Origin of the sequence: Sphingobium aquiterrae, assembly GCF_037154135.1 — a bacterium.
GTDB lineage: Bacteria > Pseudomonadota > Alphaproteobacteria > Sphingomonadales > Sphingomonadaceae > Sphingobium > Sphingobium aquiterrae.
Map to the genome: position 1 here is coordinate 1 of NZ_JBANFL010000030.1, position 17,359 is coordinate 17,359.

The window sequence follows — 17,359 nt, forward strand, 5'->3', positions numbered from 1 at the left end:
ATCGCTACCGGGGGACATATCGTCCGTCTATGTTGGCGGCCGTACCAGACGCTGTCAGTAGGCAGCGCCCCGTCCGGGAAGCGGGCATATATGGGGGACTCGCCGAACCGTCAAACGCTTTTTTGCGGGGATCGTGAAAAAGATGCTCAAGCCTCCCTTTGATAGGCATTATACTCTTGTTTTAACGTGATTTTTCTTCTGAAAAATGTTCTGAAATCCTGGCCGGAAACGCGCTTCCGCAACGACCCGGCCGGGCCTGCCGACCGCAAATATTCTTCATCAAGGCGATTCACCCCAATGAGTCGTGCCGAGCCCCCGTCAAAACCTCCCTTCCGCATGGCGATGCCACGCCGATTTCAGGCATCGCGACCGGACGGATGCCCCCTCCCGGTCGATCCGGCGTCACCGCCCCTCTTTTCCGCGCGCGGCATATCTGCCTAGAACGGCACCATGAAAACACATCTCCGCATCGCTTCCGTGCTCACGCTCGCGCTCGCCACCCCCTTTCTGGTCGCTTCAGGCTATGAGGATGCCGATCCCTTCATCGGCACCGATGGCGAAGGGCATACCTTTCCCGGCGCCGCCGCGCCGTTCGGCATGGTCCAGCTCAGCCCCGATACCGACACGAACTGCCTGATCCGCGAATGCTATGGCCATGCCGCCGGCTATCGCCATGGCGACCCGACCATTCAGGGTTTTTCCCACACCCATTTCTCGGGCGCCGGCCATTCCGATCTTGGCGACTTCCTGGTCATGCCGGTGGCGGGCGATCATGTGCCGCTGGAACCCGGCGACCCGACACAGCCCGGTTCGGGCTACCGCTCCCGCTTCAGCCATGGCGACGAGGTGGCGCAGCCGGGCTATTATGCCGTGACCCTGAGCGATGCCGGCGTGCGGGCGGAGATGACCGCGGGCCAGCGGATCGGCGTCCATCGCTACAGCTTCCCGTCGGGCAAGGCGGCGCATCTGCTGCTCGACATGCGCAGTTCGCTCTACAACTATCCCGGCAAGATCCTGTGGTCCTCGCTCCGCCTCCACCCCGACGGCACGATCACCGGATCGCGCCAGACGCGCGGCTGGGCACCCGATCGCCAACTGTTCTTCGCGATGCGCTTTTCCGCGCCGCTCAAGGACCATGGCTTCATCAGCACGGAAAAGGACGTTCCCTACAAGGGTTTCCAGGGGCCGGGGCGCGGCAGCGATGCGGTGGCCGAACGGAGCGGCCGCGCGCTGGTGGGCCGGTTCGACTTCGGCACGCTCGACAGGCCATTGGAGGTCAGGGTCGCGATCTCCTCGGTCGATGAGGCCGGCGCGATCGCCAATCTCGACAGCGAGCCCGGCGGGTTCGACGCCGTCCGCGCCGCGAGCCGCCAGGCGTGGGAGAAGGCGTTGTCGGCCGTGGAGATCGAAGCCCCCGCGCCCATGCGCCGCAACCTCTACACCGCGCTCTACCACACGCTGCTGGCTCCCTCCGTCGCCGGCGACGTCGACGGGCGCTATCGCGGGCCGGACAATGCCGTGCATCGGGCCGAGGGCTTCACCTTCCGGTCGACCTTCTCGCTGTGGGACAGCTTCCGGGCCGAGCATCCGCTACTGACCCTCGTCCAGCCGGACAGCACGAACGGCGACATCGTCCGTTCCCTGCTCGCCAGCCGCAAGGCAAGCCCGGACGGCATCCTGCCGGTGTGGCAGTTCCAGGGGCGCGAGACATGGACGATGATCGGCTACCATGCCGTGCCGGTCATCGCCGACGCCTATCTGAAGGGCATAGGCGGCTTCGACCCCAGGGAAGCGCTGGACGCCATGGTCGCCAGCGCGACCTACGCCCCCTATGGCGGCATCGGCGACTATCAGCGGCTCGGCTATGTCCCCATCGACCGGGAGCCGGAGGCGGCGTCCAAGACGGTGGAATATGCCTATGACGACTGGACCATCGCCCGCATGGCCGAGGCGATGGGGCAAAAGGACGTGGCCGCGCGCTTTTATGCCCGCGCCGGCAACTGGCGCAACAGCTTCGACCCCAAGACCGGTTTCGTCCGCGCGCGCAAGAGCGACGGCGCCTTCCGCACCCCCTTCGATCCGACCGCGATCAACTATGGGTCCGACTATACGGAGGGCAATGCGTGGCAATATAGCTGGTTCGTGCCGCAGGATCAGCACCGGCTGTTCCAGCTGATGGGTGGCGATGGGGCCGCCATCGCCAAGCTGGACGCCATGTTCGACTTCGACAATAGGAAGATCGACTACAGCCATGCGGAGGATATCGCCGGGCTGATCGGCCAATATATCCATGGCAACGAGCCCAGCCATCATGTCGCCTATCTCTACAGCTATGCCGGCGCGCCATGGCGGACACAGGCGCGGCTGAAGCAGATCGTGGAGAGCCAGTACAAGCCGACGCCCGATGGCCTTTCGGGCAATGACGATCTGGGGCAGATGTCGGCCTGGCTCATGTTCACCGGCCTCGGCTTTTACCCGGTCACGCCGGGCAGCCTGGAATATGTGATCGGCCGCCCCTTCGTTTCGCGCGCGGTGCTGAACCTGCCCAATGGCAAGCGGTTCACGATTCTCACCGATGGCCTGAGCGACGCCAACCCCTATGTCGGCCGGGTGATGCTGAACGGCAAGCCGCTGGAGCGCAGTTATCTGCGGCATGAGGAAATCATGGCGGGCGGCGAACTGCGCTTCACCATGCAGGCGGCACCCAATCGCAACTGGGGCGCCTCCCCGGCGGCGCGGCCCTATTCGCTCAGCACGGCAAGAGCGATTTCCAAGTGATCGGAATCGATCGCCGGTTAAGAAATCGCGGTCGATCAAGGATAGAGAGCGGTTGCTCTGATGCAATCAGATCAACCGCTCCAGGCGCTGAACGGATAGCCTGTCCATGGCGCGATGGGGTTGCAGACGCAGGGGCCTAGGGCGGATCGACATCCAGAAGAGGGCAGGTTGGCTACAGCCAGGACCATCGTCATCCTGAACGTGTTTCAGGATCTATCGCGCCTCCTGAAGCCATCGCGCACGTGGAGGAATGGATGCTGAAACACGTTCAGCATGACGAATTGGAATAAACATAGCTCAATCATTCAAGAGAGTTGAATGTCTATTTGACCTAGAGCGGTGAACGATTGGATGGGATCGTTCACAGCCCTGATTGTCTTTTGTTTTCCGCATTCTGCCAGCCGTCGGCTGTTCCAGCCGACTTCAGAATGCTCTAAGCGCCCCGCGCCATCTCCTCGCCCCGGTCGCGGGCGGCGCGCAGCGTGTCGGTGAGCAGGGCGACGAGGCGGTCCTCGGCATCCAGCACATCCATCCCCTGCCGCGTCATCCCGCCGGGGCTGGCGACGCGATCGGCGAGCAGGCCGGGGCTTTCATCGCTCGCCGCCGCTAATGTCGCTGCACCCTGCACCGTCGCCAGCGCCAGCCGCCCCGCCTGATCGCGTGGCAGGCCAAGCGCGGCGCCCGCCCGCGCCAGCGCGTCGATGAAGCGGAACAGATAGGCGGGGCCGCAGCCCGAAAGCGCCGTCACCAGATTGAACTGCCCTTCGTCGGCGATCCATTCGGCAAGGCCCAGCGGCGTCATCAGCGCCTGCACCGCATCGCGCGTTCCGCCCGATGTCGCACCATCGGCAAACAGCGCACACACACCCTGCCCCACGCCCACGGGCGTATTGGGCATCACCCGCACGATCTGCGCGCCGTCGGGCAGCGCCGTGCGCAGTTGCGCCGCCGTGGTGCCGGCCAGAATAGAGACGAACTGCGTGTCCGCGCCCGCAATCCGCGCCAGATTGGGAGCCACATCGGCGAACTGATAGGGCTTCATGCCGATCAGCACGGTCGTCCCCGGCGGCAGCGCCTGCGGATAGTCCGTGATCACCGCCACCCCCGGCGCGACCGGCCGGCCACTGGGGCGCAGCACCGTCACCCGCGCCGGATCGAGCCCGCAAGCGATCCAGCGGGACAGCATCTGCCCCGCCATATTGCCGCAACCGATCATGAAAAGATGCGCCGGCCAAGCCGCGCTCATGCCATCTGCCATGCTGGGTTCAGGCTTCGCCGCGTGTCTCGATGAGACTGGCCGACAGCGCCTCCGCCGGGGTCTTGCCGCCCCAGAGCACGAACTGGAACACCGGGTAGAAACGCTCGCACTCGTCGATCGCGGTTTCCACCATGATCTGCGCCTGATCCAGCGTGATCGTGTCCCCCTGCCCCAGCAACGCGCCGTGGCGGAACAGCACGATGCCGCTCGAAGACCACAGCTCGAAATGGCCGAGCCACAGCTGTTCGTTGATGAGGCCGATGGCTTCGTACACCGCCACCCGCTTGTCGTCCGGCACCTTGATGTCGGGCATGGCGAGCAGCTGGAGCACCTGATCCTCGTCACGCCAGATGGCACGCACTTCATATTGCGCCCAGCTGCCGCGCGTGGTCGCGGCGATCTCATCCTCGGCGACCTGCTCTATCGTCCAGCCATGGGCGTCGAAATAGGTCGCCAGCATGTCTATGGGCGCCGCATCCTGCCCGTCATGTTCGAATTCGTCGCTGTCCATCATGCTCTATTCGCTCGTCCGCGTCCCCTTGCCATGCTCTATCAGCTTATGTCGCCAAAAAACAGGCGCCAGCCACATGGCCGCCGGGGCTGTGATCCATATGTGGACAGACTGTGGATAAGTCAGTCGGCCTTCTTCGCCGAAACCTTACGCGAAGAGACGCGCGCCTTCACCACTTCGGGCGCGGCGCCTTCCAGCGCGTCGAGTCGCGCCTTCAGCATCTCCACCTCCTCGCGGGCGGCGGCGGCCATGGCCTTGACCGCGTCGAATTCCTCGCGGCTGACGAAATCCAGGTCGCCGACCCAGCCCTTGGCCCGCTCGCGCGCGCGCGATTCGAATTCACGGGTCATGCCGGCCACGGTGCCGGCCGCGCCGTTCACCAGCTTGGCCAGATCGTCGAAGAAACGGTTTTCACTCTGCATGGCATTCACCTGCGATCAGATGGGACGGGACTATATCTGGGTGCGCAGCGCCGGAACCACAAGGGTTTCAGCGCCCGGATTGAGGCGCATGATCCCGCAGTTCAGCGACGAGGCGAACACAAGCCATGCCAGATAGGGCAGCATCATCCATCCTGCTACCCTGCGAATCCGGAAAAAGACGATTGTCGCGGCCCCCGCCGCCAGAAGGATCGCGACGAGCAGGGCCAGCGCCGCCGTCACCTGATGCGCGGCGAAGAACAGTGGCGACCAGGCCAGATTGCCGATCAGCTGGACGAGGAACAGGGCGATCGCCAGGCCCCGGAGCCGCGCGCGCCGCGCATGCAGGATCATCGCGATCGCCAGCCCCATCAGGATGTAGAGCAGCGTCCAGGCGATGGGAAAGGCCATGGCCGGCGGCATGTAATCCGGCTTCTGCAGCGCCGCGAACCAGCGATTGCCATAGCCGCTATTGGCCGCCCGGCCGGACAGGAAACCGAGAAAGACGATGGCCGGCACGGTGAACAGGGCCCAGCGGAGATAGGCAAGGCGAAGCTGCCCCCTGGACGCAATCTGGTTCATCCGCGCTCACCCCCCTGATTATTCGACGCAATCGGCCCGCTTCAATTCATTCAGCGGCATCCGCCGCCCCGTCGCCCAATGCCGAATCCAGCTTCCGCCCTACGCTTTGCGGGGAAACCGTGCGCCCCGCAACCCGCGAATAAATGATCGGGATGAGGAAGAGCGTGATCAGCGTCGCAAAGGAAACGCCCGCCACGATGACGACGCCGATGCTGCTGCGCGCCGCCGCGCCCGCGCCGGATGCGATGACCAGCGGCACCGCGCCCATCACCGTCGCGACGGACGTCATCAAAATGGGGCGCAGGCGGCGCACCGCCGCCTGGCGGATCGCCTCGCCGATCGCCAGCCCCTCGTCGCGCAACTGGTTGGCGAACTCGACGATCAGGATGCCGTTCTTCGCGGCCAGGCCCACCAGCATGACGATGCCGATCTGGCTGTAGAGGTTGATCGTGCCGCCGCTCAGCGCCAGCCCCATGATGCCGCCCGCCACCGCCAGCGGCACCGTCGCGATGATGATGCCGGGGTGGACGAAGCTTTCGAACTGCGCCGCGAGCAGCAGGAAGACGATGAGGATGGTCATGCCGAAGATCAGCAGGATGGAGCCGCCGGTCTCGCGCAGCGACTGGCTTTCGCCGCGATAACCGATCGCCAGCACCTCGGGCGACTGGCGCGCCTGGGTTTCCAGATAATCCAGCGCCTCGCCCAGCGAATAGCCCGGCGCAAGGCCCGCCGTCAGGGTGATCGCGCGCAGCTTGTTGTAGCGGTTGAGCTGGCGCGGCCCGGCCACGTCCTTCAGCGTCACGACAGCGGAGAGCGGCACCAATATGCCCGTGCGCGTGCGCACCTGAATGCGGGCGAGGCTGGCCGGGCTGAAGCGCCCGGTGCGCTCGGCCTGCACGATCACGCGATATTCCTCGCCCCGGTCGACATAGGTGGTGACGCGGCGGGAGCCGAGCAGGCTTTGCAGCGCCTGGCTGACATCGTTCACCGACACACCCAGATCGCCCGCGCGCTTGGTGTCGACGTCGATCCGCATCTGCGGCTTGGTTTCCTTGTAGTCGCTGTCGAGGTTGACGAGGCCGGGATTGGCCGCCGCCGCCGCCATGATCCGGTCGCGCGCCGCCACCAGCCCTTCATAGGTCGATCCGGCGATCACCAGGTTGACCGGCAGGCCGCGGCCGCGCGACAGGCCCGAGCGCGGCGCCACATTGCCGCGGATGCCCGGCTGCTGGGCCAGCACCTTGTTGATCTCCGTCGACACCTCGTCGGTGGTGATCGTGCGGTCCTCCCAGGGACGCAGATAGGCGATCACCGCGCCATTGTTGAAATCGTCGCTCGTGCCGAAGCCGCCGGGCACGCGCATGATGAGGTTCTGCAACGTCCCGTTGTCGCGCAGCGGCTGCAGCTGCTTTTCGACGGTGTTCAGATAGCTGACCATCTTTTCATAGCCGGTGCCTTCCGCCGCGCTCACATTGCCCTGCACCACGCCGGTATCCTCGGACGGCGCCAGCTCGTTGCGCAGGGTCGTGAACAGCCCGCCGGCCACCACCAGGAACAGCCCGACAGCCAGCAGCGGCACCAGGGGGCGCTTCAGCATCCGGTCCAGCGCGCGGGCATAGCCGCTCTCGATGCTCTGGAAGCGATCGTCGATCCACTTGGTCAGCCGCCCGCGTTCGCTATGCTTGAGCAGCTTGGAACAGAGCATCGGCGCCAGGCTGAGCGAAATGAAGCCGGAAAAGGCGATCGCGGCGATCATCGCCACGGCCAGTTCGCGGAACAGCAGGCCCGTCTGGCCGGCCAGGAACATCACCGGCACGAATACGGCGCACACCACCAGCGTCGTGGAAATGATGGCAAAGCCCACCTGCCGCGTGCCGAGATAGGCGGCGACCAGCGGGTCCTCCCCCTGCTCGATGCGGTGATAGACATTCTCCAGCACGACGATGGCGTCGTCCACCACCAGGCCGATGGCGAGCACGAAGGCGAGCAGCGTCAGCAGGTTGATCGACAGGCCCAGCAGCCACATCACCGCGCAGGTGGCGAGCAGGCAGATCGGCACCGTCACCGCGGGAATGATGGTGGCGCGGATCGACCCCAAGAACAGGAAGATGACGACGATCACCAGCACCGCCGCCTCGCCCAGCGTGTGGTACACATTTTCGATCGCGCGGCTGATGAACAGGGATTCGTCGGACCCGACCGCGATCTGCATCCCTTCGGGCAGCACCGGCTTCAACTGCTCCATCAGCGCCTTGGCCTTGTCCGCCACTTCCAGCGTGTTCGCGCCGGACTGACGGATGATGCCAAGGCCGATGGCGGTGCCGCCATTGGAGCGGAAGCTGCTATAGGGGTTCTCGGCGCCCACCTCGATCCGGGCGACGTCGCCCAGCTTCACCTGATAGCCATTGGCCCCGCGCCCCACGACCAGCTGCGCGAACTGCTCCGGCGTCGCGAACGGCCGGCTCACGCGCAGCGTCTGGTTCTGATCCTTCGATTCCAGGCGGCCGGCGGGCAGCTCGACATTCTGCGACCGCAACGCGCTTTCGACATCGGCCGGGGTCAGGCCAAAGGCCGCGAGCCGCTCGGCATTCATCCAGATGCGGGTGGAAGGCCGCGCCTCGCCGCCGATGAACACGCGGGCCACGCCGTCGATCGCCGAAAAGCGATCCGAAATATTCCGGTCGAGATAGTCGGTGAGCTGGATCGGGGTCCAGCCCGGCCGGGAGAAGGCGATGAAGAGGATCGGCCGCGCATCGGCATCCACCTTGCGGATCTCCGGCGCCAGCGCGTCCTCGGGCAGGTCCTGCAGGGCCGATCCCACGCGGTCGCGCACATCGTTCGCGGCCGAATCGATATCGCGCGAGGGATCGAACTCGATGCTGATGGTCGAACGGCCATCCTCGGACGTGGAGGTGATCGTCTGGATGCCCTGCACGCCGGCAATGGCGTCTTCCAGGATCTGGGTGATGCGCGTTTCGACGACCGATGCCGCGGCACCCGTATAGGTCGTTTCCACCGACACCACCGGCGGATCGGTATCGGGATATTCACGAACGGAGAGGCTGAGATAGCCGACAATGCCGACGATGCAGAGCAGCAGCGCCACCACTGCCGCGAAGACCGGCCTGCGAACGGAAACGTCGGAAAGCTGCATCGGCCCTGTCCGTCAGCCGGCCGGCCGGCCGGTGGCGCCGGGGCCGGACGGGCCGCCATGCGCCTTGCCGCCGCGCGCGCCGCTATCTTTCAGGCCGTCTTCCGGCTTGTCCGTCGTCAGTTGCACGGGCATGCCGTCGGACAGCTTGACCACGCCTTCGGTCACGACCACCTGCCCGGCCCTGATCCCGTCCGTCACCTCGACCAGGCCGCGATCGCGCATGCCGATCTTCACGGGCGTCCGCACGACCTTGCGGTCCTTGCCGGTCCCCGTGACGACGAAGACCAGGCTCTTGTCGCCATCGCCCACCACCGCCAGTTCCGGCACGGCAAGCGCGCTGCGCTGGCGCGAGAGGACCTTCACGGTCAGCAGCATGCCCGGCTTCAGCGCCTTGTCGGGATTGGGCAGGATGGCCCGCACCTTGACCGCGCGGGTCGCGGAATCGATCACCGGATCGATGGTCGCGATGATGCCCTGGAACGGGCGGTCGGGGAAAGCGGCCGAAATGGCGGTGATCGGCTGCCCTTCCTTGATGCTGGACAGCAGCGTTTCAGGCACGGTGAAGTCCAGCTTGATGCGCGAGATATCGCTGATCGTGGCAATCGCCGTTCCCACCGGCACCACCGCACCCACCGAAATGGTGCGCAGCGAGGCATAGCCGGCGAAAGGCGCGCGCACGACCCGGTCACTGATGGAGGCTCTGGCCAGCGCCGCATTGGCCCGCGTCGCGGTGGCGGTCGCGGCCTGCGCCTCCAGGTCGGCATTGGTGGCAAAACCGCGCGCCTTGAGCGCCTGGATGCGCGTCAGCTGCAGCGCGGCCTGCTGTTCATTGGCGGTGGCGGCGGCCAGCTGGGCGGCTTCCTGCCCCTGCGACAGCGTGGCGATCACTTGCCCGCGCTGCACGAAACCGCCGTCGGTGAAGTTGAGCGAGGTGATCCGCTGCGTCACCGGCGCCGCCAGCACGACCTGTTCATTGGCCATGGCCGTGCCGACCGCTTCGATCGCATCGGTGAACGAGGCGGAGCCGACAGGCTGCGCCTCGACAAGGGGCGTTGGGCGCGGCTTATGCTGCTGCCCACTGCCACATGCGGCCAGCATCAGCGCCGCCAAGGAGAAAACCACCGAAATTCGCATGGCGCTGGGCTAACGGTCCTTTGAATGCGACACAACAACCAGCTTTGTCGCAAAGTGTATCAACGATGTGACAGCAGGTGCAGACCCTGGTCATCGCCGGTCAGAACGAAACAGTCATCCGTTCCCGCTACGTCGGGCACAGATGAGGAATTCCACATTGCCTTCCGGCCCTGTAATGGGACTTTGGGTCACGCCCGCGACACCCCATCCCGCGCCATCCAGCCAGGCTCTCACATCCTCGCACACCCGCGCGTGAACGGCCGGATCGCGCACCACGCCGCCCTTCCCCACTTCCTCGCGCCCCGCCTCGAACTGCGGCTTGATGAGCGCGACCAGCAGCGCGCCGGGCGTGGCAAAGCTCATCGGCCGCTCCAGCACCTTGGCCAGCGAGATGAAGCTCGCGTCGCACACGATGATGTCGACGGGTTCGGGGATATGCTCAAGCGTCAGGATGCGGGCGCTGGTCTTCTCATGCACGATCACGCGATCGTCGATGCGCAGCTTCCAGGCGAGCTGGTTGGTGCCGCTGTCCACCGCATAGACGCGCGCGGCACCGTTGGTCAGCAGCACATCGGTAAAGCCGCCGGTCGAGCTGCCGACATCCATCGCCACCATGCCCGTCACGTCCAGCCCGAAATGGGCGAGCCCATGGGCGAGCTTGATGCCGCCGCGCGACACCCAGGGATGGTCGCGCCCGCGCACGTCCAGCACGGCATCCTCGGGCAGCTGCTGCCCCGCCTTCTCCACCTTGCGGTCACCCTGGAAGACAAGGCCGGCCAGGATCAGCGCCTGCGCCCGCGCCCGGCTTTCCACCAGGCCCCTGTCGACCAGCATCTGGTCCGCCCGCTGCTTCGCCATATTCAGAGCAGCCCGGTCAGCGCCGATGGCGTCAGGATCTGCGGCAGCACCCTGCCCGACTGGCCGGGCGCATACCACAGATAGAGCGGCACACCCGAGCGCCCCTGGCTTTCCAGGAAGCGGCCGATCGCCGCGTCGCCATTGGTCCAGTCGCCCACCATCACCGTCACGCCATTTTGCGCAAAGGCGCGGGCGACCTCCGCCCGGTTAATGGCGGCGGCTTCATTCGCCTTGCAGGTGATGCACCAGTCGGCGGTGAAATAAAGGAAGACCGGCTTGCCCTGCGCGCGCAGCGCCGCCAGCTTCGCCGCGTCGAAGGGCACGACACCCTCCCTCGCCACCGCCGCATGGGCATCCGTCGTGCGGGCAGGCAGCAGTGCGATGCCCAGCGCCAGCGTCGCCGCCATCGCCGCCGCCGTCGGCAGGCCGCCCGTCCGGCCCTGCCGCTGCCTGGTGCCCAGCCACCACAGCACCGCCGCCGCAAGCATGGCGGCGCCCGTGCCCACGGCAATCGCGCCCATGCCGCGCTGTTGCCCCAGCAGCCAGAGCAGGCCCAGCGCGGTCAGGAACATCGGGATCGACAGGATGCGCTGCAGCCGTTCCATCCACAGGCCCGGTTTGGGCAGGCGGCGGCGGATCGCGGGCACGAAGGCGACCAGCACGAACGGCAGCGCCAGCCCCGCGCCCAGTCCGGCGAACACCGCCAGCGCTGCCAGCACCGGCAGCACCAGCGCCGCACCCAGCGCCGCGCCCATGAACGGCCCGGTGCAGGGCGTCGCGACAAAGGCCACGAGCGCGCCGGTCCAGAAGGCGCCCCCCATGCCGCCCTTGCTCGCCAATCCGCCGCCTGCCCCGACGGCGGACAGCGTGAACAGCCCGGCAAGATTGAGCGCGATCGCCGTCACCAGGATGAGCAGCAACAGGATGATCCGCGGGTCCTGCAACTGGAAGGCCCAGCCCACCGCCGCGCCCCCCGCCCGCAGGCCCAGCAACAGGCCGCCCAGCGCCATGCAGGTGACGATCACCCCCAGCGCATAGGCCAGCGCCTCCCGCTTCGCCGCACGACCATCGCCGCCCGCCTTGGCGAGGCTCAGCGCCTTCAGGCTCAGGATCGGGAAGACGCAGGGCATGACATTGAGCAGCAATCCGCCCAGCAGCGCGCCGCCCAGCGCGACAAGGATGGCGCTGACGCCCCGCGCCTTTGCGCCGGCACCCCCGCCTGCCAGCGGTTCGCCCGCCGGCGGCACCGGGCCCGGCCGCGCCGTCAGCAACAGCCCCTGATGGTCGCCGGTGCGCAGCACGCCGTCCACCACGCCGCCGCTCTTCGCGCTGCCATCGGCATCGGTCTCTACGATCAGCATGTCGCCATTGCGCGAGACGTTCTGCGTGGCCGCGAAGCGCAGCGCATGATCGGTGCGCGCGAAGAAATGCGGATCGCTGACGGCGGCGGAGGCCGGCAGCGGCACCGCCAGCCGGAACCTGCCATCCACCAGCTGATAGCGCCCCTCGGCACCCAGCGGCCGGGGCAGATGCGCGCGATAGCCATCGAACCGGCTCTGCAGGCGCGGATCGACCGCGCCGCTGCCCACCAGCATGTCGACGGAAAGATCGGCCCCCTCCGGCACGCACACCTCGCGCGTGCAGGCCAGCCAGTCGGCATGCACGCGTACCGGCAGGCGATCGCCCGGCTTCATCCCCGCCGGCACGCGACCGCTGACCAGCACCGCATAGGGGCCTTCATAGACATGGTTCATCAGGCCGGACACGATCAACGTCTCGGGCACCGGATAGCGCAGCGGCCCCAGGGTCACGCCGGCGGGCGCGCTCCACTTCACCGTCATGCCCAGGCCCGCGTCGCCCGGATTTTCCCAATAGCCGTGCCAGCCCGCCGCCGGGCGCATGTCGAAGGCCAGCGTGAAGCTGCCGCCGGGCGCCGGTGCGGGGCTCTCCGCGATCAGCTGCGCGGCGATATGCGGCGGCCCGCCCTGGCCGAAGGCCCCGGGCGATTGCGCCCATGCGCCGGGCGCGCCAAAGGGCAGCAGGCCAAGCATCATCGCGCCCACCATCGCCACCATCTTCAGCACTGTTATCCGTCCCGGCCTCAGCACTGTCATCGACATTGTCATCTTAAGGACATGAAAAATCCGCATCTGGCACCTGTCCTCTTGTCCCTGAGCGGGCTAGGTCTGCCTTATACGCCCGTCAAGCCCGTGGAGTTACTCCTCTTGTCCCTTCGCCATTTCGCCGCCCTTTCGCTGATGCTCGCATCCGCCGCGCCGCTCGCCGCCCAGACGTCTGCTCCTCAGGCGCCTGCCGCCCAGCCCCCGGCCGCGCCGCAATCCCCGCCCAGGCTGATCGTCGCGATCTCGGTGGATCAATTCTCCGGCGACCTGTTCAACGAATATCGCCAGCATTATGTCGCGGGCATGAAGCGGCTGGCGCAGGGCGTCGTCTTCCCGCGCGGCTATCAAAGCCATGCCGCGACGGAGACCTGCCCCGGCCACTCCACCATCCTGACCGGCAGCCGCCCTGCGCGCACCGGCATCATCGCCAACACCTGGTTCGATTTCAGCGCGCCGCGCGCCGACAAGTCGGTCTATTGCGCCGAAGACGAGGCCAAGGGCACGAACAGCAGCGAAGACTATACCGTATCCCCCCTGCATCTGCGCGTGCCCACTTTGGGCGGGCGGATGAAGGCGGCCAATCCCGCCACCCGCGTCGTCTCCGTCGCCGGCAAGGATCGCGCCGCCGTGATGATGGGCGGCCCCGTGACGGACCAGATCTGGTGGCTCACGCCCAAGGGCTATGTCAGCTATGCCGGCACGCCGGCCAACCCGCTGGTGGACAAGGTGAACGGCGAAGTCGCCCGCCTGCTGGGCGCCGACCGCCCGGCCATGGAGCTGCCCGCCGACTGCGCACCCAAGGATTTCGCCGTCGATATCGGCGCGGGCAAATCCGTCGGCACCGGCCGCTTCGCCCGCAAGGCCGGCGACTATAAGAGCTTCCGCGCCTCGCCGGAGCAGGACGCGACCACCCTCGTCCTCGCCGCCGCGTTCATCGAGCAGATGGGCCTTGGCAAGCAGGCGCAGACCGACATCATCGCCATCGGCCTTTCCGCCAACGACTATGTCGGTCACAGCTACGGCACCGAAGGCACGGAGATGTGCATCCAGCAGATGTCGCTGGACCGCGAGCTGGGCGCCTTTTTCGACCGGCTGGACAAGGACGGCATCGACTATGAAGTGGTGCTGACCGCCGACCATGGCGGCCACGACCTGCCCGAACGGCATCGCGAAAACGGCATTCCCGACGAAAGCCGCGTGGATGCGGCACTCGCGCCCAAGGCGCTGTCGGATGCAATCGCCGCGAAGACCGGCCTGTCCGGCCAGCTCATCTATGGTGACGGCCCGGCGGGCGACCTCTATCTCGCCCCCACCCTCTCGCCCGCGCAGAAAGCCAGGGTGCAGGCGCAGGCCCTCGCCATCCTGCGCGCTCACCCGCAGGTGCAGGCCGTCTTCACCAAGGCGGAGATCGCCGCCACCCCCAGCCCCACCGGCTCACCGGAAAACTGGAGCCTGATCCAGGAAGCCCGCGCCAGCTTCGATGCCCATCGTTCGGGCGACCTGCTGCTGCTGCTGAAACCGCGCGTCACGCCGATCATCGACCCGACCAAGGGCTATGTCGCCACCCATGGCAGCCCCTGGGACCTCGACCGCCGCGTGCCCATCCTCTTCTGGCGCAAGGGCATCACGCCGTTCGAACAGCCGCTGGGCGTGGAAACGGTGGACATCATGCCGACGCTGGCCGCGACCATCGGCCTGCCGGTGCCCAAGGGCGAGATCGACGGCCGCTGCCTCGACCTGGTTGCCGGCCCGGCGAGCAGCTGCCCGCAATAAGCAACGCAGCGCTGCCGGTTCGGCCCATGAGCCGGCAGCGCCTGCGCCCCTTGCGCAAGAGGCGGCGAGCCTCCGGGCCGGATTTGCCCGCACCCGGTTTTCGCGGCAAGCCGCCGCCCGCACAGGCTGCCCACACAGGCCAGCGCACGGGCTGCCAGGCCGGCAGGACGCAGTTATTTCCCCGGCCGGCCCATTTCCATGCTATGGTGGCCCATCACGTCATCCTCCATGACCAGGATGTGACAGAGAGCGCCTTGGCTCCCGGTCGATCTGGGAGAACCGTGATCGACATCATCTATCTTCAAAAACGACTCCGGTCCGCGCGCACCATGGCGGCGATGGCCGCCGACGTCCCGGCGCGCATGATCCATGAGGACATGGCGCGCAGCTATGCGCGGCGACTGGCGGCGATGGAGGCGCTGAACGGACAATGTGCATCGCAGAGGGCGACGCCGTTTGCGCCCGCCGTGGCGCCTGCGATCAAGGCCATGGCCCGGCCGGCCCGCATCGCGGCCTGACACCCGCACGCGCATCCCCTGCTTTTGGGAGCAACATCATGCATCCTTCATCCAAGCTGTGCCAGGCACAGGAAAAAATCCAGCTGGCGCGGGCGGCGGGCGCTGAACTCCTGAATGTCCGCATCATTGCGACGAAGGCCGCACAGATCTGGCGGCTGGAAGGCATCAGCGCGCAGAAGCGTGAACGACGCCAATCGACCGCCCTGTCTCGACGCCCGGCGCCCACGCTCCCCGAAACGCCCGACACGCCCGACCTTGAGGATCGGCATTTCAGCGAGAATCCCGATCGCGGCTTTGCAGCCGAGACCCCCGACCGCGCGCAGCCCTTGCCGACCTAGCCAAGGCCGCGCGTCCCTGGCGATGGAGGCCGCCCCTGCCTCCAGCATCATCTCCCGAAGGAAAAATCCATGGCCAAAAGTCAGAAAAAATCGAACCGCGAAGTCCGCAAACCCAAGGCCGAAAAGCCCAAGAAGCAGAACGCGTCCAACCCCTCGCAAAAGCCCGGACCGGTCGGCATGGTGACATTGAAGAGCTGAATCCGGCCGGCCTCGCGCCGGCCCCATTCCCGCCCCCATTCCCACCCTACGAAGGAAAAGGCACCCTATGCTGATACGCGCTGGCTATAATATCGGCTTCAGGACGGAGCACCCTACCCCGATGCTGGCCGCGCTCAGCATCCATCCTTCGCGCAACAAGGATCTGCGGACCGCCCAGCGGATCATGACCACGCCAGACATCCCGCTCTACGACTATGTCGATGCCTATGGGAACATCTGCACGCGGCTGACGCTGCCGACCGGCGACACCACGATATCGACGGGCTTCCTGATCGAAGACCCCTTCGAACCGGACATCGTGGCGCCGAACGCCCGGCAAGTGCCGATCGAGCAGCTGCCCGACGAGGTCATGCTCTACCTGCTTGGCAGCCGCTATTGCGAAACGGATCGGCTGACGGACATCGCATGGTCGCTCTTCGGCGGCATGATGGGCGGCTGGGCGATGGTGCAGGCGATCGTCTCCTTCACGCATGAGCGGATCGCCTTCGACTATATGGCCGCGCGGATCACCAAGACGGCGTGGGATGCCTATGTCGAGGGGACGGGCGTGTGCCGGGATTATGCGCATCTGGCGATTGCCCTGTGCCGATGCATGAACATCCCCGCGCGCTACTGCACCGGTTATCTGGGCGACATGGACCTGCCGGCGCTGGAGGGGGACATGGATTTCTCGGCCTGGTTCGAAGCCTATCTGGATGGCCGGTGGTATACGTTCGACGCGCGGCACAACCGGCCGCGCCGGGGCCGCATCCTGATGGCCCGCGGACGGGACGCTACCGACGCGGCGCTCACCACCGCATTCGGGACAGCCATCCTCACCCGCTTCGATATCTATACCGACGAAGACCGGTTGCCCCCGGCCTAGGCGCATCGTGCGAAAAGCGGGAACCGGTTTTTCGCAAGAAACGATGCGATCACAAGAGAAGAAAAACATGATCCGATTCGATCCGATCGGATCATGTTCCAACGCCGCGACGCCCGGCGCCGATCGCAGGACGCGCGCCGTTGGGGGCGACGAAGCTGCTGCTGCGTGACCGGGGAATCGGCGCGAGGCTGGCCAGTCCATTCGGGAGCCCGGCGCCCGTTCCCGGACAATGACTGACGCGCCTGCCCAAAGCGCGGTTCGCGCCATCCCCTATGCCATCATGGTTGCCGGAAACGGCGCGATCCGCCGTGGCAGCGGAAGATCAGGCGTCCCTTGCCGCGATGTCGCGGGACGCTTTCAAAAACAGGGGTTCACCAGCGCCATGCACGGTCTCTCGTCTCGTGCAGGCGCCTGTGCCGCCGATATCAGATCGCGGCTTCGGCTTCCCTGGCGCGTGGCGCATCCTTGCCCCTGGCCTTGCCGTCGACAGGCTGGGGCTGATCCAGCACCGCGTGCGCCGCGATCGCCACCTGCGTGCGATTCCTGACGTTGAGCCGGCGCATCAGCTCGGTCATATGCGCCTTCACGGTTTTCTCCGCGATGCCCATGTCATAGGCGATCTGCTTGTTGAGGAGCCCAAGATGCACGCCACGCATGACCTTCATCTGGGTTGGCGTGAGCCGCACGGGCATCTGGGTCGGCGTCAGCCGCACGGAATTGTCCTGCTGACCGTGCCGCGCGATCGTGGCCGATGCTGCGCGGGATTCCCTGGCAACCATCTTCATAGCACCCCTCATCCTTTCCACCGCTCACCGGATTGCCCTGTTGC

At 66.5% G+C, this 17,359-nt stretch carries 15 protein-coding genes; 6 read left to right on the forward strand and 9 right to left on the reverse strand.

Annotated features, from left to right (window positions below; all coding sequences use genetic code 11):
* The first annotated feature begins 450 nt into the window (after positions 1-450).
* Entirely contained in the window at positions 451-2,778 is a 2,328-nt protein-coding gene (locus WFP78_RS21695) for a GH92 family glycosyl hydrolase (RefSeq protein ID WP_336966495.1), read from the forward strand.
* Positions 2,779-3,211: 433 nt separating this feature from the next.
* Here WFP78_RS21695 and proC read toward each other — a convergent pair whose 3' ends face one another.
* The 8 genes from proC to WFP78_RS21735 form a co-directional block, all read right to left on the reverse strand.
* Entirely contained in the window at positions 3,212-4,024 is an 813-nt protein-coding gene (gene proC / locus WFP78_RS21700; protein ID WP_336966497.1) for a pyrroline-5-carboxylate reductase, read from the reverse strand.
* 19 nt (positions 4,025-4,043) lie between these two features.
* Positions 4,044-4,550 carry a type III secretion system chaperone family protein gene (locus WFP78_RS21705; RefSeq protein WP_336966498.1) on the reverse strand — a complete coding sequence of 169 codons (507 nt, stop codon included), beginning with the start codon at positions 4,548-4,550 and terminating at the stop codon, positions 4,044-4,046.
* A 119-nt stretch (positions 4,551-4,669) separates the two neighbouring features.
* Positions 4,670-4,969, reverse strand: a complete 300-nt coding sequence (locus tag WFP78_RS21710; protein ID WP_336966499.1) for an accessory factor UbiK family protein — start codon at positions 4,967-4,969, stop codon at positions 4,670-4,672.
* Positions 4,970-4,999: 30 nt separating this feature from the next.
* Positions 5,000-5,548, reverse strand: coding sequence for a TspO/MBR family protein (locus tag WFP78_RS21715; RefSeq protein ID WP_336966500.1), 549 nt, complete (start codon positions 5,546-5,548; stop codon positions 5,000-5,002).
* A 46-nt stretch (positions 5,549-5,594) separates the two neighbouring features.
* Positions 5,595-8,702, reverse strand: coding sequence for an efflux RND transporter permease subunit (locus WFP78_RS21720; RefSeq protein ID WP_336966501.1), 3,108 nt, complete (start codon positions 8,700-8,702; stop codon positions 5,595-5,597).
* Positions 8,703-8,714: 12 nt separating this feature from the next.
* On the reverse strand, positions 8,715-9,836 hold the full coding sequence (locus WFP78_RS21725) for an efflux RND transporter periplasmic adaptor subunit (protein WP_336966502.1): 1,122 nt from the start codon (positions 9,834-9,836) through the stop codon (positions 8,715-8,717).
* A gap of 114 nt (positions 9,837-9,950) precedes the next feature.
* On the reverse strand, positions 9,951-10,694 hold the full coding sequence (locus tag WFP78_RS21730; RefSeq protein WP_336966504.1) for a TlyA family RNA methyltransferase: 744 nt from the start codon (positions 10,692-10,694) through the stop codon (positions 9,951-9,953).
* 2 nt (positions 10,695-10,696) lie between these two features.
* Positions 10,697-12,844: a protein-disulfide reductase DsbD family protein gene (locus tag WFP78_RS21735; RefSeq protein ID WP_336966505.1), complete on the reverse strand. Its 2,148-nt coding sequence runs from the start codon at positions 12,842-12,844 to the stop codon at positions 10,697-10,699.
* A 108-nt stretch (positions 12,845-12,952) separates the two neighbouring features.
* Here WFP78_RS21735 and WFP78_RS21740 point away from each other — a divergent pair, with 108 nt between their 5' ends.
* The 5 genes from WFP78_RS21740 to WFP78_RS21760 all read left to right on the forward strand — a co-directional run bounded on the left by WFP78_RS21740 (position 12,953) and on the right by WFP78_RS21760 (position 16,530).
* Positions 12,953-14,590 (forward strand): alkaline phosphatase family protein, encoded by a 1,638-nt coding sequence (locus WFP78_RS21740; RefSeq protein ID WP_336966542.1) that lies wholly within the window; start codon positions 12,953-12,955, stop codon positions 14,588-14,590.
* Positions 14,591-14,871: 281 nt separating this feature from the next.
* A complete protein-coding gene (locus WFP78_RS21745; RefSeq protein WP_336966506.1) occupies positions 14,872-15,108 on the forward strand; it encodes a hypothetical protein in 237 nt (78 codons plus the stop codon).
* 38 nt (positions 15,109-15,146) lie between these two features.
* Positions 15,147-15,446 (forward strand): hypothetical protein, encoded by a 300-nt coding sequence (locus WFP78_RS21750; protein WP_336966507.1) that lies wholly within the window; start codon positions 15,147-15,149, stop codon positions 15,444-15,446.
* A gap of 69 nt (positions 15,447-15,515) precedes the next feature.
* Positions 15,516-15,644 (forward strand): hypothetical protein, encoded by a 129-nt coding sequence (locus tag WFP78_RS21755; protein WP_336966508.1) that lies wholly within the window; start codon positions 15,516-15,518, stop codon positions 15,642-15,644.
* Between the two features lie 67 nt (positions 15,645-15,711).
* Complete coding sequence (locus WFP78_RS21760) at positions 15,712-16,530, forward strand: transglutaminase-like domain-containing protein (protein ID WP_336966510.1); 819 nt, start codon at positions 15,712-15,714, stop codon at positions 16,528-16,530.
* Positions 16,531-16,955: 425 nt separating this feature from the next.
* Here WFP78_RS21760 and WFP78_RS21765 read toward each other — a convergent pair whose 3' ends face one another.
* Positions 16,956-17,222, reverse strand: coding sequence for a helix-turn-helix domain-containing protein (locus WFP78_RS21765; RefSeq protein WP_336966543.1), 267 nt, complete (start codon positions 17,220-17,222; stop codon positions 16,956-16,958).
* Positions 17,223-17,359 lie beyond the last annotated feature (137 nt).

Coding starts and splice junctions, on each gene's coding strand:
- WFP78_RS21695 (WP_336966495.1), top strand. CDS start 451: ATGAAAACACATCTCCGCATCGCTTCCGTGCTCACGCTCGCGCTCGCC.
- proC (WP_336966497.1), bottom strand. CDS start 4,024: ATGAGCGCGGCTTGGCCGGCGCATCTTTTCATGATCGGTTGCGGCAAT.
- WFP78_RS21705 (WP_336966498.1), bottom strand. CDS start 4,550: ATGATGGACAGCGACGAATTCGAACATGACGGGCAGGATGCGGCGCCC.
- WFP78_RS21710 (WP_336966499.1), bottom strand. CDS start 4,969: ATGCAGAGTGAAAACCGTTTCTTCGACGATCTGGCCAAGCTGGTGAAC.
- WFP78_RS21715 (WP_336966500.1), bottom strand. CDS start 5,548: ATGAACCAGATTGCGTCCAGGGGGCAGCTTCGCCTTGCCTATCTCCGC.
- WFP78_RS21720 (WP_336966501.1), bottom strand. CDS start 8,702: ATGCAGCTTTCCGACGTTTCCGTTCGCAGGCCGGTCTTCGCGGCAGTG.
- WFP78_RS21725 (WP_336966502.1), bottom strand. CDS start 9,836: ATGCGAATTTCGGTGGTTTTCTCCTTGGCGGCGCTGATGCTGGCCGCA.
- WFP78_RS21730 (WP_336966504.1), bottom strand. CDS start 10,694: ATGGCGAAGCAGCGGGCGGACCAGATGCTGGTCGACAGGGGCCTGGTG.
- WFP78_RS21735 (WP_336966505.1), bottom strand. CDS start 12,844: ATGCGGATTTTTCATGTCCTTAAGATGACAATGTCGATGACAGTGCTG.
- WFP78_RS21740 (WP_336966542.1), top strand. CDS start 12,953: ATGCTCGCATCCGCCGCGCCGCTCGCCGCCCAGACGTCTGCTCCTCAG.
- WFP78_RS21750 (WP_336966507.1), top strand. CDS start 15,147: ATGCATCCTTCATCCAAGCTGTGCCAGGCACAGGAAAAAATCCAGCTG.
- WFP78_RS21755 (WP_336966508.1), top strand. CDS start 15,516: ATGGCCAAAAGTCAGAAAAAATCGAACCGCGAAGTCCGCAAACCCAAG.
- WFP78_RS21760 (WP_336966510.1), top strand. CDS start 15,712: ATGCTGATACGCGCTGGCTATAATATCGGCTTCAGGACGGAGCACCCT.
- WFP78_RS21765 (WP_336966543.1), bottom strand. CDS start 17,222: ATGCCCGTGCGGCTCACGCCAACCCAGATGAAGGTCATGCGTGGCGTG.